The organism is Chryseobacterium sp. 2TAF14, from assembly GCF_052115105.1.
Taxonomy (GTDB): Bacteria; Bacteroidota; Bacteroidia; order Flavobacteriales; family Weeksellaceae; genus Chryseobacterium.
This window is the reverse complement of sequence record NZ_JBFRGA010000026.1, coordinates 1-18,353: the sequence shown is the minus strand read 5'-3', so window position 1 is coordinate 18,353 and position 18,353 is coordinate 1. Positions and strand designations below refer to the sequence as shown.

Here is an 18,353-nt window from a genome sequence, read left to right as displayed (position 1 = left end):
TGATTAATCATTCTTAGTGCCATAAAAATACAGCGAATGAGAATCTATTTTTACGCCAAAAGCTCCTTCTATTGCTTCTTTAATCCCCTGAATTCTAGGATCGCAAAACTCGATGATCTCTTCAATCTCTTTGTCTGAATCTTTTTTGTAAATCACCAAATGATCGTGCTGTTTATCAAAATAAGATTTCTCGTAAGATGAAGACGTAAGTGTTTTTTCACCAAACTGATGCTTACGGATCAAGCCTGCATCAAGAAAAATCTCGATGGTATTGTAGATGGTAGCTTTAGAAACATGATATTTTTTCTGCATCATCAGAAGATACAGATCATCTACATTGAAGTGATGATCCATATTATAAATCTCTTCTAAGATCGTGTATCTTTCCGGTGTGTTACGAAAGCCTTTTTCAAGCAAATAATTTCGTAAAACATCTTTTATTAAAGCTATATTTTTTTCTTTTTGTATAGTATCCATTAAAAAATTTATTACTACAAATTTATCGATTTTTATTTAAATCAATATGATGGATTTCAGTACCGAAATACGAATGTTAAAAATTAGATCTTCGGAATTCTGACTGCTGAATTTTACTGCTCGAAATGGTTTCTTCCGTTAATGGCGCCGATTCTACAACAACATTGTGAGAAGTAACTCCCCAAGATTTGAAATCATCACTACCGATATATTTAACAAAATTGTAAATATTTAACGTAATTTTTTGTTTTACCGTTAAAAGAATATCGTTGATATAGGTGTTATCTATGATTACATATTTCAGATCCGGCGGTATATTGTGCGCTCTCAAAGAAGGATGGCTGCTTCGTGAAGGTATTGTTCCGTCTGCCATTAAATCTTTCAGGACCATGTTGAAATAATCATTGATTCTGCGGTCAACTTTAAATCCTAAAAGGAAATTGATTTTATAGATAGTTCCCGGCAGAATTTCATCAACACTGTATTTAAAAGTATAAGGATCTTCCTGATTGACAATGCTCAGAATAAAATAATGATCGGCTCTTTTCGGCTGTTTTTTAATAATTGAGTAAATAATTTTAGATTCTATTTCATCATTACGTTTTGCACGACTTAAGTATGCAAGATTGGTACAATATTTTGGAATGGTTTCGTCCAACTTCATGTCTTTAATGATAGAAACATATTTATCGATCTTCACATAGCTTGTGAAATTTGCTTTCAGCAATCTCCCGTTATACCAAGCGTACATACAAACCGCAATGAAACCACCAAGAACCATTGTTAACCAACCACCGTCAAAGAATTTGATCACATTTGCATAGAAAAATCCTGATTCAAGGAAAAGATAAATCGCTACGAAACCAAAAAGAAAAATTTTATTAAGCCTTGTTCGGCTCAGCCAATACGTTAATAAGATCGTAGTCATCAGCATCGTTATGGTAATTGTTAAACCATACGCCGCTTCCATATGCTCTGATTTCTGGAAGAAAACAACAACGATAAAACAGAAAAACATCAATCCCCAATTGATTCTCGGGATATACATTTGTCCTTTTACTCCGGAAGGATATTCGATGTGCTGGTTTGGCCAGAATGAAATAGACATTGCCTCAGAAAACATCGTAAACGAACCTGTAATTACCGCCTGACTCGCAATAATTGCTGCTAAAGTTGCCAGAATTACTCCCGGTAAAACAGCCCATTCCGGCATTATTCCGAAGAAAGGGTTGACTCCTGTGAAAACTTTTTCATAATTATCTAAAAGCCAAGCTCCCTGTCCTAAATAATTCAGAATCAGCATCAATTTAACAAAAACCCAGCTTACACGGATATTTTTCGCCCCACAATGTCCCAAATCTGAATATAAAGCTTCTGCTCCGGTTGTACATAAAAACACCGCACCCATGATCACAATTGCGCTTGGCGAATGGGTAATCAGATTATAAGCGTACATCGGGTTAAATGCTTTTAAAATTTCGATATGATCAAAAATATGCATCGATCCGAAACCTCCCAAAACCAAGAACCATGTCACCATAATAGGTCCGAAGAATTTTCCGATAGAAGCAGTTCCGAATTGCTGTACAACGAAAACAATGAAAAGAATAAATAATGTAATGAAAACGACCGGCGTTTCAGGATTGTAGATCTTAAGCCCTTCAATTGCAGACATTACCGTAAGGGAAGGCGTAATCACACTATCAGCAACCAAGGTTGATGCACCGATGATGGCGACAACGTAAAGCCATTTCTTTTTCAGCTTTTTTACTAATGAATATAATGCTAAAATTCCACCTTCGCCGCGGTTATCTGCTTTAAGAGCAATGATAACATATTTTAAAGTGGTCTGAAGCGTTAAAGTCCAGATAATACAGGAAAGCGCACCTTCAATATAAGCATCGAAAGGCATTGTAGAGCCATCCTTTCTTGCATTTACAATTGCTTTCATTACGTAAAGCGGTGATGTACCGATGTCTCCGAAAACGATTCCGAGAGAAACAATTACTCCTACAAATGAAAGCTTCTTAAGGTCGAAATGATGACCTCCTTCTGTAACTTCTGCCATGTCAGCGTATTATTTTTAAAAGCGCAAATTTATATTAAATTTATCACCCTCCGTCACATAAGTCATGCATTGTATAAATGAAAAAACTTCCTTTCGGAAGTTTTTTTCTATAATCGTATGATAATTATTTTACGTACATCGCTTTCTTGATTTCCTCTTTCACTTTTTCAAGCTTAGGGAACCATTCTGCAAATAAAGCTGCTGAATAAGGAGCAGGTGCATCAGGAGTAGTAATTCTCTTGATTGGCGCATCCAGATAATCAAATGCTTTTTGCTGTACCATATAAGTAATTTCTGAAGATACCGAGCCAAATGGCCAAGCTTCTTCTAAAATTACCAGTCTGTTTGTTTTTTTAACTGAAGCTAAAACCGTATCGAAATCTAAAGGACGAACCGTTCTTAGATCGATAACCTCAACAGAAATACCTTCTTTAGCCATATCTTCGGCTGCCTGAAGAGCCAGCTTCATGATTTTCCCGAAAGACACCAAAGTTACATCTGTACCTTCTCTTTTGATATCTGCTTTTCCTATTGGTAAGTAATATTCTTCTTCAGGAATTTCCATTTTATCTCCGTACATCTGCTCAGATTCCATGAAAATTACCGGATCGTTATCCTGAATTGCAGTTTTTAATAATCCTTTCGCATCATAAGGGTTTGAAGGAACTACTACTTTAAGACCCGGAACGTTTGCGAACCAGTTTTCGAAAGCCTGAGAGTGCGTTGCTCCCAACTGACCTGCAGAAGCTGTAGGACCACGGAAAACAATCGGACAGTTCCACTGACCACCACTCATCTGACGGATTTTTGCTGCGTTGTTGATGATCTGATCGATCCCAACAAGAGAAAAATTGAAGGTCATATATTCTACAATCGGTCTGTTACCATTCATTGCAGCGCCCACAGCAATTCCTGTGAAACCAAGTTCTGCGATTGGTGTATCGATTACGCGTTTAGCACCAAACTCATCCAGCATTCCTTTAGAAGCTTTGTATGCACCGTTATATTCTGCAACTTCTTCTCCCATCAGAAAAATGGATTCGTCTTTACGCATTTCCTCACTCATTGCCTGCGCAATCACTTCACGAAAAGTATATTCTGCCATATTTATTTGAAAAATTAGAGTACAAAAATAGTGTTTTTTTATTATTTACATAACAAAAAAGACAACTCATTGCTGTGTTGCCTTTATATTTAATATTATTTTAAACCAATTAGTTTACTTTCTGCCAAACCTGCGTTCTTCCTAAGATAGAAACTCCCATATATCCTCTCACATTGAGCTTATCGCCGCTTCTTGTAATGGTACATTTGTATGTTTTACCTGTTTTAGGATCTGTAATTGTTCCGTCGGTAAATTCTTCACCGTCTTTTTCCAAACCACGAATAATTTCCATTCCTAAAATGGGTTTGTTTTTTCTGTCGTCTTTACATCCTGTACAGTTAGCATTCGCCGGTTTTATTAATAACTGGGAAACTTTACCGTAATATTTACCGTCAGATTTCTTATAGATTTCTACGATCGATTTTGCCTGTTTTGTTTCGTCATCTATAGTTTTCCATTTTCCTTCGATTTGTGCAAAAGACATTACACTGAATAATGAAAGTACAAATGTTGCTAATAATTTTTTCATATTATAGAGTTTAATTTAATTTATAGATTCTCAAATTCTTAATTAGTTAAAAATAGACATAAATTTTAAACAGGCAAAGATTTTTATTATCCTTTGCATATATAAGAGTTGAAAATGCATTTTTAAAAATTAAACAGATTAAAAATTACTGAAGTTTTCTGTTGATCACACGGCTCATATAATCCTGATACCACGCTTTTGCCATCTGCTTTCCTTTTTCGGTTTCAGGAGTTTTTATTTTATCGTTCAGATTATTTTCGAAGCCCAGATCGTTTTTATCATAAATTCCTATAATATTTTTACCGTCAAACCTGTAAATATAATTCCCGTAAATAAACTGCTCCGAAGTTCCGTCTGAATTTACAATCAAAGGCTGATATTTTTTCTCACTCACCAAACTTCTGCCCCAGCTTCTTATTTTTTTATTATATCCTATTAAATCTGCCAAAGTAGGATAAATATCGATTTGCTGCGCCAATTCATCATTCACACCTTTTAATTGATATTCAGGATTCGGAGAATAAAAAATCAAAGGAACGGCAAAACGATTCATAGCTTTTTCATATTCCGGATAATACACCTGGTTGGTGTGATCTCCCGTAAATACAAAAATGGTGTTTTCAAACCACGGCTGTTTTTTGGCAGTTTCAAAATATTCTTTGATTGCATAATCGGTGTATTGCATCGGCTCATGCATTTCAATTTTTCCTTTTTTAAATTTCCCGTTATATTTCGCAGGAATTTTAAAAGGGTGATGCGAAGAAGCCGTAAAAACGGTTGCCATAAAAGGTCTGGATTTCCCCACATTTTTAGCAAAATACTGTAAAAATGGCTCATCCCAGATTGCCCACATTCCGTCGAAATCTTCATTATGATTATATTCGTCTTTTCCGAAATAATGTTTAAAACCGAGAATATTCCCAAAACCTAAAAATCCCATCGAACCATTTGGCGCACCGTGATAAAAGGAAGTATCGTATCCTAAATCATTACAAACCGAAACAATCGACTGAATTTTCTGATTAGAATACGGCGAACTTGTAAAAGCATCCATCAAACTCGGAATTCCTGCCAAAATACTGCTCATCCCGTGAATCGACTGTCTTCCGTTGGCAAAAGTATTCGGAAAAATCAGACTTTCATTTGCCAGACTGTCTATAAAAGGCGTGTACGAAACATAATCCTTAATATTTTTATCTTTATTAAATGCCCCGGAATATTCCCTTCCGAAAGATTCTACTATAAAAATCACAATATTGGGTTTATCCTGCACTTGTCTGTCGTACGTTTTGTAAGTATTGATGTGTTCATCAATAAATTTCTGATCGACAAAATGAACTTCCTTAAAATTATTAGATCCCAACGTTCTGAAAAACGAAAATGTAGAATTAAGAACGATGTTTCCCTGAAGCGGATTTTTTACAAATTTATTAGCATCCACAAGGTTGATCGGTCTTGTGCTGTGCTTAAAATCGCCTCTGATTCCGCCAACAATCAATACCGCAGAAATACACAAAGTCACTACAGACCAAATAAAGTAAGGAACGAGCYTAACTGGTTTTTTATAATTAATTTTAAACCTTTTGTACAGAAAAACCCATGCAACCATTAAAAATACAAACCAAAGAATTACAAAAGGATGTTCTTTGGTGGAAACCGTGAAAACTTTTAAAATATTGGTTTCATGTTTTGCCACCTGAAAAGCTGCAGAAGTAAGCCTTGCCTGGGAAAATTTATAATAAATAAAATCGCCGAAATTCATTGCATACGCAATTCCGTTGGTGATAAAATACAGCCAAAAGAGAATTTTCTGATACACTTTTTTTGTATTAATTACAATCGGAATCAAGCTTAAAAAAATAAACAGGGCATTCACATACAAAATCGCCGTAAGATCAAACGCAATCCCATGATAAGCCAGGCTCAGATAATCTGAAAAGCTTTCTACTTTTATAAGATCTTTATTGAAAAACCAAAACAAAAGTCTTGCAATCTGGTAAAACACAAAAGCCAGGAAAAGCCTGTAACACAAAACCAGAATTTCTTCTTTTCTGAATTCTTTAAAAAATTTCATCGGTTATATCATTGTTTTTAAAGATGTAACGTTATCAGGCAACACTTTACTTTAAAATTTTGACTGATAACAAATTCGCGCCGCAAATTTACGTTAAATTCACAGGATTGTAATTTTTAGTTCATATTAATTAAGGTTAAAATTTTTAAAAACTGTAATTTTGCTGCTATGAATTTCATAAAGAACAATCTGGCAAACGCCATTACGCTGGGCAACCTTTTTTCGGGTTGTGTTGGCGCTGTACATTTGATTTTAGGCGATTACCAAACGACGGCAATCTGTATTATTCTGTCTTTGGTTTTAGATTTTTTCGATGGTTTTGTTGCGAGAGCTTTAAAAGCCAATTCTAATCTGGGAACCCAGCTCGATTCTTTGGCAGATATGGTAAGTTTCGGATTGATTCCTGGTTTGGCGATGTTTAAAATGCTTGAACCGTTTGGAAATGAATTTTTAGGAACACAACTTCCTTTTGAAATTAAATATTTCGGATTTTTAATTACACTTTTCTCTTGTCTGAGACTGGCAATTTTTAATCTTGATGAAGACCAGAAATATTATTTTAAAGGTTTAAATACGCCTTCAAATACAATTTTGGTTTTTGGATTATTCTATGCCTTTAAAGAAACTCAAAGCTTCAGTTTCCTTCTTGAAAATGCATTATTTTTATTGATTTTCACCATAATTTCTTCTTGGCTGCTAATCAGTCCGATCAAAATGATTGCCATGAAATTCAAATCGATGAAGCTGCAGGACAATTATCCTAAATTGGCTTTGCTAATTGGAGCAATTCTTATTTTAGTAATATTTAAAACAGTAGGAATTCCATTAGTTATTATTTATTATATTTTAATTTCCTTAATCTTTCAGAAGCAATTAAAATAAAAATTTTCATCAAAGTCAACCTTGTCAAGGTTTAAAACCTTGACAAGGTTCATTTCAAATTAACACATTCTCAAATTTTCAAATTAAAAAAAATGAACTTAAAACTCCATAAACCTCTTTGCATATTCGATCTTGAAACAACCGGAACAAACGTAGGTAAAGACAGGATTGTTGAAATTTGCATTTTAAAGGTAAATCCTGATGCTTCGAGAGAAAGCAAAACATGGAAGGTAAATCCGGGAATTCCAATTCCGAAAGAATGCAGTGAGATCCACGGAATTTATGATGAAGATGTAAAAGATGCACCAACTTTCAAAGAAATTGCTCCAAAAATTGTTGAGATGATTTCCGGAGCCGATTTGGGAGGTTTTAATTCAAACCGATTCGATGTTCCGTTGTTAGCTGAAGAATTACTTCGTGCCGAATTTGATTTTGATTTAAATAAATTCAAATTGGTCGATGCACAAACGATTTTCCATAAAAAAGAACCGAGAAATCTTAGTGCAGCTTATCAGTTTTACTGCGGAAAAACGTTAGAAAATGCCCACTCTGCAGAAGCCGATGTTTTGGCAACCTTTGAAGTTTTGGATGCGCAGGTCGGAAAATACGAAGATTTGTCGAACGAAGTTGCAGAGCTAAGCGAATTTTCTACCCAGAACAGGTTTGCAGATTTGGCAGGAATGATCCATTACAACGCAAAAAACCAGGAGATTTTTGCTTTTGGAAAATACAAAGGTCAGGTTGTAAAAGAAGTTTTCCAGAAAGATTTGGGGTATTTCGGATGGCTGCAAAATGCTGATTTTCCTTTGTACACGAAAAAAGTTTTTACAAAAATTCAGCTTTCGAGTAAGTTTTAGTTTTTACAATAAATTGAAAAATAAATTCATGGAGCGTCTTTTGCTGCTTTTGTGGCAAATATAAAAAAGATGAACAATTTAGTTAAGTTTAAATTTTACGAAACTGCGTTGGAAGCCAATCGCGACAAGCAGATTCTTGCTGAAAACGGCATCAACAGCTTTATCGCAAACGAACAGCTGATACAGTCAGATTGGTTGTTATCACAAGCTGTTGGCGGAATTCAGCTGCAGGTTTTTGAAAACGATTTTAAAAATGCCGAGAAAATCTTAACTGAATACCAGGAAAACGAAAAGTTTGCTCTGGAAGTAGAACACACGATTGAAAACCCTGATTTTGATTTTGTTTGTCCGAATTGTGGCTCCAATCATTTGTATAAAGACGACAGCTCGACAAGTTTCTTCGGAATTTCAATTTTATCGAATGAAAATTATGTTTGTTATTACTGCGGAAATAAGTTTAATCATTCATAAGTCGGAAGCAGGATGATGGGTGATGGATGTTTAATGATTGAGAATATAATTGAGATTGCGTCGTCGTTACACTCCTCGCAATGACAGTATAAAAAATTCCCCTCCTCTGGAGGGGTGGCGAAAATTTCAAAGAAATTTTTGACGGGGTGGTTTTCAATTCAGAAACAGCTTTTAATTAACTATTGACTTATTAACTAATGACCTGAAATAGCCCCGATTGAAACGACATCCTTTTTGGTTGCGGGCGGAGCGAAGCGGAGTCCGTAACCAAAAAGATACAGTGGAAAGCGGGAAAAAGCTTCTAAAAAAAATAAGTAATAATGAGAAAATAAAAGATTGCTTCGGCGCTTTGCTTCTCACAATGACAAATAAATAAATTATGAAAATAATCTGCATAGGAAGAAATTACAGCGAACACGCAAAAGAACTGGGAAATGCCATTCCCGAGAAACCTGTAATTTTTATGAAACCAGATACAGCGGTTTTGAAAGGAAATGATTTTTACATCCCCGAATTTTCGAATGATGTACATTACGAGCTGGAAGTAGTGGTAAAAATCTCAAAAGGCGGAAAATACATCCAGAAAGAAGCTGCGCACAAACATTACGAAGAAATCGGTCTGGGAATTGATTTTACAGCGAGAGATTTACAAAGCAACCTTAAATCTAAAGGTCTTCCGTGGGAACTGGCAAAAGGTTTTGACGGATCTGCCGTGGTAGGAAATTTCTTTAAAAAAGAAAATTATAATCTTGAATCTCTGAATTTTTCATTACTAAAAAACAAGGAAAAAGTACAGAACGGAAACTCAAAAGACATGATCTTCAGCATTGATGATATTATTGCTTTTGTTTCGCAATATTTTACATTAAGAGTCGGAGACCTGATTTTTACAGGAACACCTGAAGGTGTAGGTAAGGTTTCTGAAAACGATGTTCTGGAAGCATATCTTGAAGAAGAAAAAGTCTTGGATATCAGAATTATGTAGAAATATCATTTGAATTGGTCTGTTTTTTTCATATCTTTAAAAGACTTAAATTACAAATTATGATAAACATTATCTTACCCGTCGATTTCGGAGAAAAAACAGATCAGCTTGTAGACGGAGCCGTAAAATTTGCCAAAGAAGTAAACGGAAGAATCTGCCTTATTCATGTTGCGCCAACAGATATTGGTTTCGCAATCGGGGATATGGGATATCAGTACTTTCCGGAAGTGGAAGAAAATGAGATCAGGGAAGAGCTGGTTCTTTTAAATAAAATCAACCAAAGAGTTCTCGCTCAGGATGTAGATTGCGAGCATATCCTGAAACAGGGTATCGCAAAAGATATTATCCTCGAATATTCAGACCTTAAAAATGCAAGCTATATCGTAATGGGTTCTCACGGCAGAAGCGGTATTTACGATGTTTTTGTAGGAAGTTTAACCAAAGGATTAACGAAAAGCTCGAAAATCCCCGTACTTGTTCTTCCTATTCACGAATAAATCACAGCACAATTGCAATAATAAAAAAGACCGATCAAAAATATTGACCGGTCTTTTTTTATATAACCAATTAATTAACCTTCTTTTTTATAGATCGCAGGATCGTAGTAAGGGTGCTTCCCTTCTGTAGGAGAATAATATTCCTTGTCTTTGTCTCCACCAAGATTTACCACTAAAACGTAGCACCAATAGGTGAATAGTACGCAACATACTGCGAACAAAATCCAGTTTAATACGTTTCCGAAAATATCGTAGAAACCAAATGCCCATTTGAATGCATCACTCAAGAATAGAAAGAAAGACGTCATTATTTTCCTTTTTTAAATTAACTTTGCACAAATTTATAAAAAATGTTTAGATTACTTTCAAAAGAAAGCAATATTTTTTCAATTCCTGTTTACATTGGTTTTCTGCTTTTAATAGTAATATCATTTAACATACTGAATTTCAATACATATGAAGGAATTATCGCAGGAATTACTTTTTTAGGTATTGCATTGGGATATTTCTGTTTCAACGCAATAGACCTTACTTACCATACTCATTTGCCATTATTTCTCTACACATTTTTTGTTTTCGGACTTTACGATGGCAGCATCGATCTCGGAATTGCTGTCGCCATTCTTACCAATTCTTTTCTTTTGCTTCTTTTAACGAGTACTAATGAAGATCTCAGAAAAAAATCTTACGTTTTGGTAGGCTCTATTGTCGCTCTTAATTTTATATTCTTACCTACAACCTGGCCAATGATGATTTTTGTATTGATTCATTTAATTGTTACTTCTGAAAGAGTAGGTTTAAATATTTTCAGATTTTTACTCGGAATTATAATGATCGGGTTGAGTTATTTCTCAGTAATGTTTTTTATCAATTTTAATTCCTGGAATACCGATTACATCCCTTTCGGAAAAATGGAAATAATGACAGATTATATCGATCTATTTTCATTAATTCCGATTGCTTTGATGCTGATCTACGCAATTTATGACCATTTTACACATTATAATAAGAAAAGCCCCGTAAGCAGATATAAATACACCTTTTTGCTGGTTTTTTCTTTGGCACAGCTTATAAGCATCATTCTTTACATGAATAAAAGCTATGAATATCTGCTGCTTCTGGCTTTTCCGGCAACGATTATTATAAGCCGCATGATGAAATTTTTACCTAAATACTGGATGCAAGAAGCCAGTGTCTGGTTAACCATAATAAGTTTATTTGCCTTTAAAGCAGGTACTCACTTCAATTTATTTTAAAAAAAAGATTATGATTCAAATAGACGATAAATTAATTTCTGAAGATATTTTTTCTGAAGAATTTGTTTGTAACCTTACCAAATGCAAAGGTGCATGTTGCGTAGAAGGTGATGTAGGAGCGCCTTTAGATAAAGATGAGCTTGTAATTTTAGATAATATTTATGATAAAATAAAACCCTATCTTACCGAAGCCGGAATTAAAGCACTCGACGAGCAGGGAACATGGACAACCGATCCTACAGACGGAATGTACGTAACTCCAATGGTAGAAGATGCAGAATGCGCTTATGTAACGTTCGACGAAAAAGGCATCACCAAATGCGGCATCGAAAAAGCCTATGAAGACGGAGCCGTTGACTGGCAAAAACCAATCTCTTGCCACCTCTACCCGATCAGAATTACAGAATATTCTACTTTCTCTGCTTTAAATTACCATGAATGGAACGTTTGCAGCGACGCCTGTACTTTAGGAAAAGAGCTTCAGGTTCCGGTTTATAAATTTCTGAAAACTCCGCTTACCAGAAAATACGGCGAAGATTTTTATACCACGCTAAGCGATGTTGCTGAGGAATGGAAAAAGGAGTATGGGAAATAGTTGTTAGTTATTAGTTTGTCAGTTATTTAGTTATTAATTGATAATTGATAATTGATAATTGATAATTGATATAAAAATAATTTTGCTATAATTATTTTTCAATGATTGGGAGTCCCGAAGGGACGACTTAACAAAGAATAGGATAAAATCCTATTGGTTAATATGATTCATTGAAACATATCAATAATTGAAAAAACAAAACCACCGCAGAAATTTTTTCTGCGGTGGTTTTCATTATATGTAATCGACTAAGATTATTGTGCTGCAGAAGCTTTTACTGTAGCAGATTCTTCTTTTTTAGGAGCATTTTCCCATCCGTCTTCAGGCATTAAAGTAGCAATAACTTTATCCTTTGTAAGATATTTTTTAGCTGCGTTTTGTAAATCTGAAGTAGTAAGATTTGCAAAAGATGATTCCATATTTAAGAAAGCATACTTATCTCTGCCGTCAATTTGTGGTTGAGCGATTTGGCTAAGCCAGTAATTATTTTCTTTTAATCTCGTTTTATAATCATTCAGTTCACCCTCTTTGTATTTATCCAGATCCTTTTGTTCAGGCCCTTTTTTAATGATTTTATCCAATTCATCTACTGCAAGCTTTGTCAATTTGTCGGCATTTTCAGGACCACAAGGGAATTGCATGCTGAAAGAATAAGACGAGTACGGAACTCTTCCCATTCCTCCGCTTGCATTTGTTGTATAAACACCGCCCGCTTCTTCTCTCAACTGTTCAGTTAATTTAATTTTTACCACACCTCCCAAAGCTCTCAATGCAAGATCGTCTTTTTCATTATATGGAGCCTCGCCAGAATAAGTGATTTGAACCATACTCTTAGGATCTTTTCCTTTTTTGTATGTTCTTTTGATATCGCCTTTTAATTGTCTGTAGCCAACATCTTTAAAAGTAGAAGTAGTTCCTTTGGTCGGCAAACTTGCGATATATTGAGTTACCAACTGTTTAAAGGAAGCTTCATCAATATTTCCTACAAAGTAATAATGGAAATTACCAGCATTTGAGAACTTTTCTTTGTATATATTATACGCTTTATTGTAATCGGTTTTGTCCCAGTCTTCTTTCAGAGGAATAATATTGCTGAATCTTGGGTTTTTCTGATTCATATACTTCATATGCTCGTTCATAAAATAAAATTGCGGATTTGAAAGCATATTATCCAAGTAAGCCGACTGTTTTGTTCTGAAAGCATTAAAGCTTGCCGGGTCATTATTTAATCCTGTAGAATAAGCATACAGAAGTTCCATCATCGTTGCAAAATCTTTTTTGGTAGATTTTCCTGAAAATCCTTCAAACAAAGTACTGATAAAGGGACTTACATAAATCTGTTTTCCTGCTAAATATCGGGTTACATCATTTTGAGTAAATCCGTTAGCTCCGGCTTCAGTTAAAGCATCGAATGCGTGCTGTGTTTTTAGAATATCATCATCAGAAATAAGAGAACTTCCGCCTAAGCTTCTAGCAGAAAACATAATTTCATCATCTTTAAAATCTGTTTTTTTGTAAGTAACTTTCGCTCCATTACTTAACGTAAGTGTTGTTGTTCCCAACTTGCTGTCAACATCCGTTTTAACGATGCTTCCTTTAGAGCTGAATGGCTGTACCAAGCTTTTTATGGCTTTCTTTTCCTGATAAGGCTCAATTTTTGCTACTTTTAAATCAGAGAAAACTTTTAAAACATCAGCTTCCGCAGGATATTTTATTGTTTCTTTCTTTGGTCCTGTAATTACAATAACACGGCTATCTTCTTTTACGTAATTTTTCAGAACATTGTTTGCTTGTTCTAAAGTAATATTAGGAAGTTCTTTTTTATATTGGTCATATTCCCATGTAATACCCGGAATAGATTCTTTTTCAAGGAAATTTCTCACATATTCTCCTATCAATCTCCCGCTTTCTGTTTTGTCTCTGTTGTTAAAAGATTCTTCGTAGCGCGAAAGCAATTCTGTTTTCGCCCTTTCAAGTTCTGAAGCGGTAAATCCGAATCTGTTGGCTCTTTCAACTTCTTCCATCAAAACTTTTAACGCTTCTACCTGACCTCCTTCTTTTGTCATCGCATAACCCTGAAAGCCTTCCTTAGTTCTTCCCCAAGTTCCACCATGATAAACATACCCGAACGTAAAGGGAGGATTATTAGACTCCACCATATCGTTGTAGCGATTGTTAATCATTGTAGAAACTACATTATCTAAGATACTTTTATTGAAATCTTTTACCGTAACATCCGGCGTATAGTTTTCAGTATCTTTCATTACAAACTGAACACTCGAACCGGTAGCATCAGGATCATTTTCAATAGAAACTAAAGTTTCATTGTGATTAGGAATTTCAAAAACATTTCTTTTTCTTGGAGAAGAAGGGTTTTTGTATTTTCCGAAATTGGCTTTAATTTTCTGTTCGATTTCATCTACATTGATATCTCCCACGATAACCAATGCCATAAGATCAGGACGATACCAATCTTTATGGAATCTTCTTAAAACATCTGGTGTAAAGTTTTCAAGAATTTCTTTTTTACCAATCGGCAGCCTTTTAGCATAAACAGAATTATGCATCATTTTAGGCAACCATTTATCCATCATCCTCTTATCCGGACCCAATCCTAAGCGAAGTTCCTCTAAAACAACTCCTCTTTCTTTGTTGATTTCTACATCAGTAAGGAGAGCGTTGAAAGCCCAGTCTTCCATTACCTTAAGACCTGTATCTAAATTTCCAGGCTTGTCTAAAGGAACAGGAAGCATATACACCGTTTCATCAAAACTAGTGTATGCGTTAAGATGCTGCCCGAACTTAATTCCTATGGATTCCAAAGCATCAACCAGTTTATTTCCCGGAAAATTCTTAGTACCGTTGAAATTCATGTGTTCCATGAAGTGTGCTAATCCTTGCTGATCTTCATCTTCCAAGATTGAACCCGCATCAATAGCGAGACGCATTTCTACTTTCTTTTCAGGTTTACCATTTTTTTTGATGTAGTACTTCATTCCATTTGGAAGATTACCCATTCTCACAGAAGGATCCGATGGGATGTTCTGTGCAAAGGCAGTAGCTGAAACAAAAAAAACAGCAACTACTGACAAAAACATTTTTTTCATACAATTTGATTTTAAATCTTTTCTTGGAGATAAATTTAGAAATTAATCCCAATCTGAAGAAATTTTAGACCAAATTATTTAGTTAAACTTGCGTTAAAGTTTAAAAAACAAAAAAACCGGCTAAAGCCGGTTTAAAATATATATTTAATAACGATTATTTAAAATCTGCATCAGTAACACCAGAGTTGATCGTAACTTTTGTAGTTTTGATAATCACTTTTTGCCCGCTTCCTTCAGCATCTATATCACCCGGAAACTTGATTCCATCTGTCGTAATGTAAGATTTTATAACTGCATCGCCCATTCCTGTATTCGATTTATAAAGAAGACCTGTAGCAGCATCAAAATAAAACTTACCTTTATCTGAAGTCAATACATTATAATCTTTACCATCAATTTTCTCAACAGTTACTCCGCTGAAATTGGCAGCTTCATATCCTAACGCATCAATCGTTTTTCCTTTTTTCAGTTCAGGAATTGCCGATTCCGGAAAATCGCTTTTGTTTCCCATTTGGTTGATGTACCCYTTTTCACCGTCAAACATCTGAGTAACTTCCTGTCCCATTACAGACTGTACAGATTTGAATTTGTTGCCCATTTTTTTTGTATTCATGGCAATTTCCATTCCCTGAACAGACATTGTATTTTCTGTAATTGTTGTTTTTACAGATTCCAGTTTAGTTTTTCCGCCAAGCGCATTCAGATAATTGTCGATAACCTGTTGTGGCGAAAGCTTAGATTTCACTGCAGTTGCTGCAGGAGCCGTTGTTGTCTGTGCATTAACCGTAGTCGTAAATAATACCGCACAAAAAAACGGAATGATGATCTTTTTCATATTAAATTTTTATTGTTTAAAAAGCTTTTGAAACCGTATTACAATTTCGGTTCCAATATTAGGTTGAGGCTGTAAAGATAATCATATTGTATGATGATATGAGATGAATTGCATAAAAAAACCTCCGGAAATTCGGAGGCTTTTCAAATATTTATATTAAAATAAATTATTTCTTCAATTCTTCTAAAAACTCGTCGTGAGAGATTTCAGTTTCCTTTTTTGTTGCTTTTTCAAGGATAACATCTTTCAACTTAGCCATTGCTACTTCAGAAGAAATCTGTCTTACCTGCTCCTGGTCTTTCAACATTTCTACAGCATATTTCTGAATTTCTTCGTCACCTAAATGGTGGATTCCGTAGATTGCCAACTGATTTCTAACCAATTGCTCAGCCTGAGCCAAAACATCAGCATAATCTAATTGAATATCGTTATCAGACATCAACTTACCTTCGATGATCTGGTATTTCAACTGAGTTTTTTCAGCTTCAAGAATTGCTTTAGCCTGCTCTTCAGACTGGATGTTCTGGTTTGAGAAGATCAACCACTTCGTCAAGAAAGATTCAGGAAGTTTTACTTCTTCTTTTTCAGAAACCTGCTCCAACACTTTGTTTACGAAGTGTACGTCTGCATTTTGCTGGAAATATTCGTCTAACTCAGCTTTTACTTTATCTTTAAGCTCTTCTTCAGTTTTGATGTTTCCTTCACCGTAAACTTTATCAAAAAGCTCCTGGTTTAGTTCAGCAAGATTCAAAGAATAGAAATCTTTTACTTTTACCTCAACTTCAGCATGGTGTAAATGCTCAACTTCTTCTTTAGCATAACCTAATTCTTTAGCCAAATCTTCGTCAGCAGCAAGAGTTTCTTTAGAAACTTTTACAGACTCATCCATTTTCAAACCTTTAAGCAATTTGAAAGCTGCTTTGTTTTCGGCAGTAATAGTAGCGATTTTTGGTGCGTGGTTGTGCTCTCCTTCTGCATCTTCTTCTACAACCTGATTAATCTCGAAGTTGATGTAAGAATCTTTAGTGATCTTATCTTGAGGAACCTGCTCAGCAAAACGCTTCTGCATATTTTCGATGCTCTTGTTGATCTCTTTTTCAGAAGCTGAAACTTTGTAGTGAGGAGCTTCATATTTAGCTAAGTCGATTGTAAAATCTGGCTCGTAACCTACTTCGAAAGCTACTTCCAACTGCTCTGCATTATGATTGAAATCATTCACAGGCTGCGGAACCGGCTGACCAACTAATCTTAGTTTGTTTTCGTTGATATAGTTATTTAAAGCATCAGAAACTTGTTTGTTGATTTCTTCGAATGCAATCCCTGCTTCATATTGCTTTCTAACCATACTCAAAGGCACTTTCCCTTTTCTGAAACCAGGAACCTGTGCGTTTTTAGCATAATTAATCAATTGCTTTTCTACTTTTTCTTTGTAGTCAGATTTCTCCAATGTTACTGTAAGCAATGCACTTACATCATCATGGTTTTTTGCGGTAACCTTCATTATTGATTAAAATTTTAGGTTGCAAAAATATGAATTTTTTATTAAAACAAGACATTCCTTTTGTTATAATACGTTAAAATAAAAAGACATTACCGAAATAATGTCTTTTTGTAATATTAAAAATTTGTCTGAACTAAGTTTTAGTGTGCATCAACGGTAATATCAACATCGCTTTCACCTCCCTGAGTTTGCCCCAATTGGTTTGTCGCAGAAGGATAATTCTGGTTAACAGAAGTAGGACCGTGAATTAATTTGATATTCATTTTTCCTGTTGCCTGTGTAGAATTGATTGTCCATTCAGTTCTTAAACCTAATTTCTGACCGTCTGTTCTTACAATATCATTTGCTGCTCTTAAAATGGTAATATCTGCATTTGCAGGAGCGAATGTAATGAAATGGTGATCTTTTTCTTCCTCAATTTCATCTGAAGAATGATAATGATCATCGTGAGCAATCTGGAAATCTAATTCTGCAAGATAAGTATCTCCTGCGTGTAAGTGTAAATGACCGTCTGCAACTCCTGCAATCACGTTTACAGTCTGTACATCTGCTGCATCGGTTTTATTGGTCAATTTTAAAACTACTTTCCCGATTTCGTCGTGCTCGTGTACATCTTCAGGAATAGCGTCGTCATCATTTCTACAAGAGAAAATAAATAATGCGGCGAATAAAACTAAAGTTAGGTTGAATATTTTTTTCATGATAATTTTAAATTTTAAAGTATTAAATAATAATTAGAAATTGTATTTAAGGGTAACCACAAAGTTTCTTCCCGGCTCGTACATATAATATCTGAGGCGGTTGAGATACTCTTTGTAGTTGGTATTAAATACGTTGTTGATCCTGAAATTCAGATTCAGGTTTTTAAATAAGTCTGCTCCTACAGAAGCATTAAATAAAGTAAAAGCTGCGGGAGGTGTACTTAGATCTACCTCATCAGTGATCTGTTGACCATCTGTAATGTAGGCTACCGGGAGATTTCTTATCGGGAAGCGGTTTTGTCTAAAGGCATTTTCGTTCTCTAAAGTGACGTAGAAATTTTTAGGTTTATTTAAATTAAATTCTAAAGAATTTCTAAGTTTTGCAGGCATCATTAAGATCAGCGGCTCATTAT

General features: G+C 34.9%; 17 protein-coding genes and 1 pseudogene. 7 read left to right on the top strand and 11 right to left on the bottom strand.

What is annotated here, in order from left to right; genetic code table 11:
• Window positions 1-3: 3 nt before the first annotated feature.
• The 5 genes from AB4Y90_RS04955 to AB4Y90_RS04935 form a co-directional block, all read right to left on the bottom strand.
• Window positions 4-477: a Fur family transcriptional regulator gene (locus AB4Y90_RS04955; RefSeq protein ID WP_441556349.1), complete on the bottom strand. Its 474-nt coding sequence runs from the start codon at window positions 475-477 to the stop codon at window positions 4-6.
• Between the two features lie 76 nt (window positions 478-553).
• Window positions 554-2,545 (bottom strand): KUP/HAK/KT family potassium transporter, encoded by a 1,992-nt coding sequence (locus AB4Y90_RS04950; RefSeq protein WP_441556348.1) that lies wholly within the window; start codon window positions 2,543-2,545, stop codon window positions 554-556.
• Window positions 2,546-2,669: 124 nt separating this feature from the next.
• The gene (locus AB4Y90_RS04945; RefSeq protein ID WP_408090125.1) at window positions 2,670-3,650 is read right to left on the bottom strand and encodes a pyruvate dehydrogenase complex E1 component subunit beta; all 981 of its coding nucleotides are present in this window, start codon (window positions 3,648-3,650) and stop codon (window positions 2,670-2,672) included.
• Window positions 3,651-3,759: 109 nt separating this feature from the next.
• Entirely contained in the window at window positions 3,760-4,179 is a 420-nt protein-coding gene (locus tag AB4Y90_RS04940) for a DUF2147 domain-containing protein (protein ID WP_441556347.1), read from the bottom strand.
• Between the two features lie 145 nt (window positions 4,180-4,324).
• Entirely contained in the window at window positions 4,325-6,253 is a 1,929-nt protein-coding gene (locus tag AB4Y90_RS04935; protein ID WP_441556346.1) for an LTA synthase family protein, read from the bottom strand.
• A 168-nt stretch (window positions 6,254-6,421) separates the two neighbouring features.
• Between AB4Y90_RS04935 and AB4Y90_RS04930 the strand changes: the two genes are divergently transcribed.
• From AB4Y90_RS04930 to AB4Y90_RS04910, 5 genes are all read left to right on the top strand, one after another.
• Window positions 6,422-7,135 (top strand): CDP-alcohol phosphatidyltransferase family protein, encoded by a 714-nt coding sequence (locus AB4Y90_RS04930; protein WP_441556345.1) that lies wholly within the window; start codon window positions 6,422-6,424, stop codon window positions 7,133-7,135.
• 92 nt (window positions 7,136-7,227) lie between these two features.
• Window positions 7,228-7,992: an exonuclease domain-containing protein gene (locus AB4Y90_RS04925; RefSeq protein WP_441556344.1), complete on the top strand. Its 765-nt coding sequence runs from the start codon at window positions 7,228-7,230 to the stop codon at window positions 7,990-7,992.
• A 69-nt stretch (window positions 7,993-8,061) separates the two neighbouring features.
• On the top strand, window positions 8,062-8,463 hold the full coding sequence (locus AB4Y90_RS04920; protein WP_441556343.1) for a DUF2007 domain-containing protein: 402 nt from the start codon (window positions 8,062-8,064) through the stop codon (window positions 8,461-8,463).
• 379 nt (window positions 8,464-8,842) lie between these two features.
• Window positions 8,843-9,448 carry a fumarylacetoacetate hydrolase family protein gene (locus AB4Y90_RS04915; RefSeq protein ID WP_441556342.1) on the top strand — a complete coding sequence of 202 codons (606 nt, stop codon included), beginning with the start codon at window positions 8,843-8,845 and terminating at the stop codon, window positions 9,446-9,448.
• A gap of 59 nt (window positions 9,449-9,507) precedes the next feature.
• Window positions 9,508-9,945 (top strand): universal stress protein, encoded by a 438-nt coding sequence (locus AB4Y90_RS04910; RefSeq protein WP_441556341.1) that lies wholly within the window; start codon window positions 9,508-9,510, stop codon window positions 9,943-9,945.
• Window positions 9,946-10,019: 74 nt separating this feature from the next.
• Here AB4Y90_RS04910 and AB4Y90_RS04905 read toward each other — a convergent pair whose 3' ends face one another.
• On the bottom strand, window positions 10,020-10,253 hold the full coding sequence (locus AB4Y90_RS04905) for a DUF6341 family protein (RefSeq protein WP_441556340.1): 234 nt from the start codon (window positions 10,251-10,253) through the stop codon (window positions 10,020-10,022).
• Window positions 10,254-10,295: 42 nt separating this feature from the next.
• On the opposite strand from AB4Y90_RS04905, the gene AB4Y90_RS04900 reads away from it, so the two are divergent.
• Together AB4Y90_RS04900 and AB4Y90_RS04895 are read left to right on the top strand one after the other, a co-directional pair.
• Window positions 10,296-11,201 carry a DUF6427 family protein gene (locus AB4Y90_RS04900; protein ID WP_441556339.1) on the top strand — a complete coding sequence of 302 codons (906 nt, stop codon included), beginning with the start codon at window positions 10,296-10,298 and terminating at the stop codon, window positions 11,199-11,201.
• A 10-nt stretch (window positions 11,202-11,211) separates the two neighbouring features.
• Entirely contained in the window at window positions 11,212-11,796 is a 585-nt protein-coding gene (locus AB4Y90_RS04895; protein ID WP_441556338.1) for a DUF3109 family protein, read from the top strand.
• Between the two features lie 254 nt (window positions 11,797-12,050).
• Here the strand turns inward: AB4Y90_RS04895 and AB4Y90_RS04890 are convergent, their stop codons facing one another.
• From AB4Y90_RS04890 to AB4Y90_RS04870, 5 genes and pseudogenes are all read right to left on the bottom strand, one after another.
• Window positions 12,051-14,903 (bottom strand): M16 family metallopeptidase, encoded by a 2,853-nt coding sequence (locus AB4Y90_RS04890; RefSeq protein ID WP_441556337.1) that lies wholly within the window; start codon window positions 14,901-14,903, stop codon window positions 12,051-12,053.
• A 154-nt stretch (window positions 14,904-15,057) separates the two neighbouring features.
• On the bottom strand, window positions 15,058-15,738 hold the full coding sequence (locus tag AB4Y90_RS04885) for a hypothetical protein (RefSeq protein WP_441556335.1): 681 nt from the start codon (window positions 15,736-15,738) through the stop codon (window positions 15,058-15,060).
• A gap of 166 nt (window positions 15,739-15,904) precedes the next feature.
• The gene (locus AB4Y90_RS04880; RefSeq protein ID WP_441556333.1) at window positions 15,905-17,239 is read right to left on the bottom strand and encodes a trigger factor; all 1,335 of its coding nucleotides are present in this window, start codon (window positions 17,237-17,239) and stop codon (window positions 15,905-15,907) included.
• A 140-nt stretch (window positions 17,240-17,379) separates the two neighbouring features.
• Entirely contained in the window at window positions 17,380-17,940 is a 561-nt protein-coding gene (locus AB4Y90_RS04875) for a hypothetical protein (protein ID WP_441556331.1), read from the bottom strand.
• 33 nt (window positions 17,941-17,973) lie between these two features.
• Window positions 17,974-18,353: pseudogene (locus AB4Y90_RS04870) on the bottom strand (TonB-dependent receptor); the annotation flags it as partial.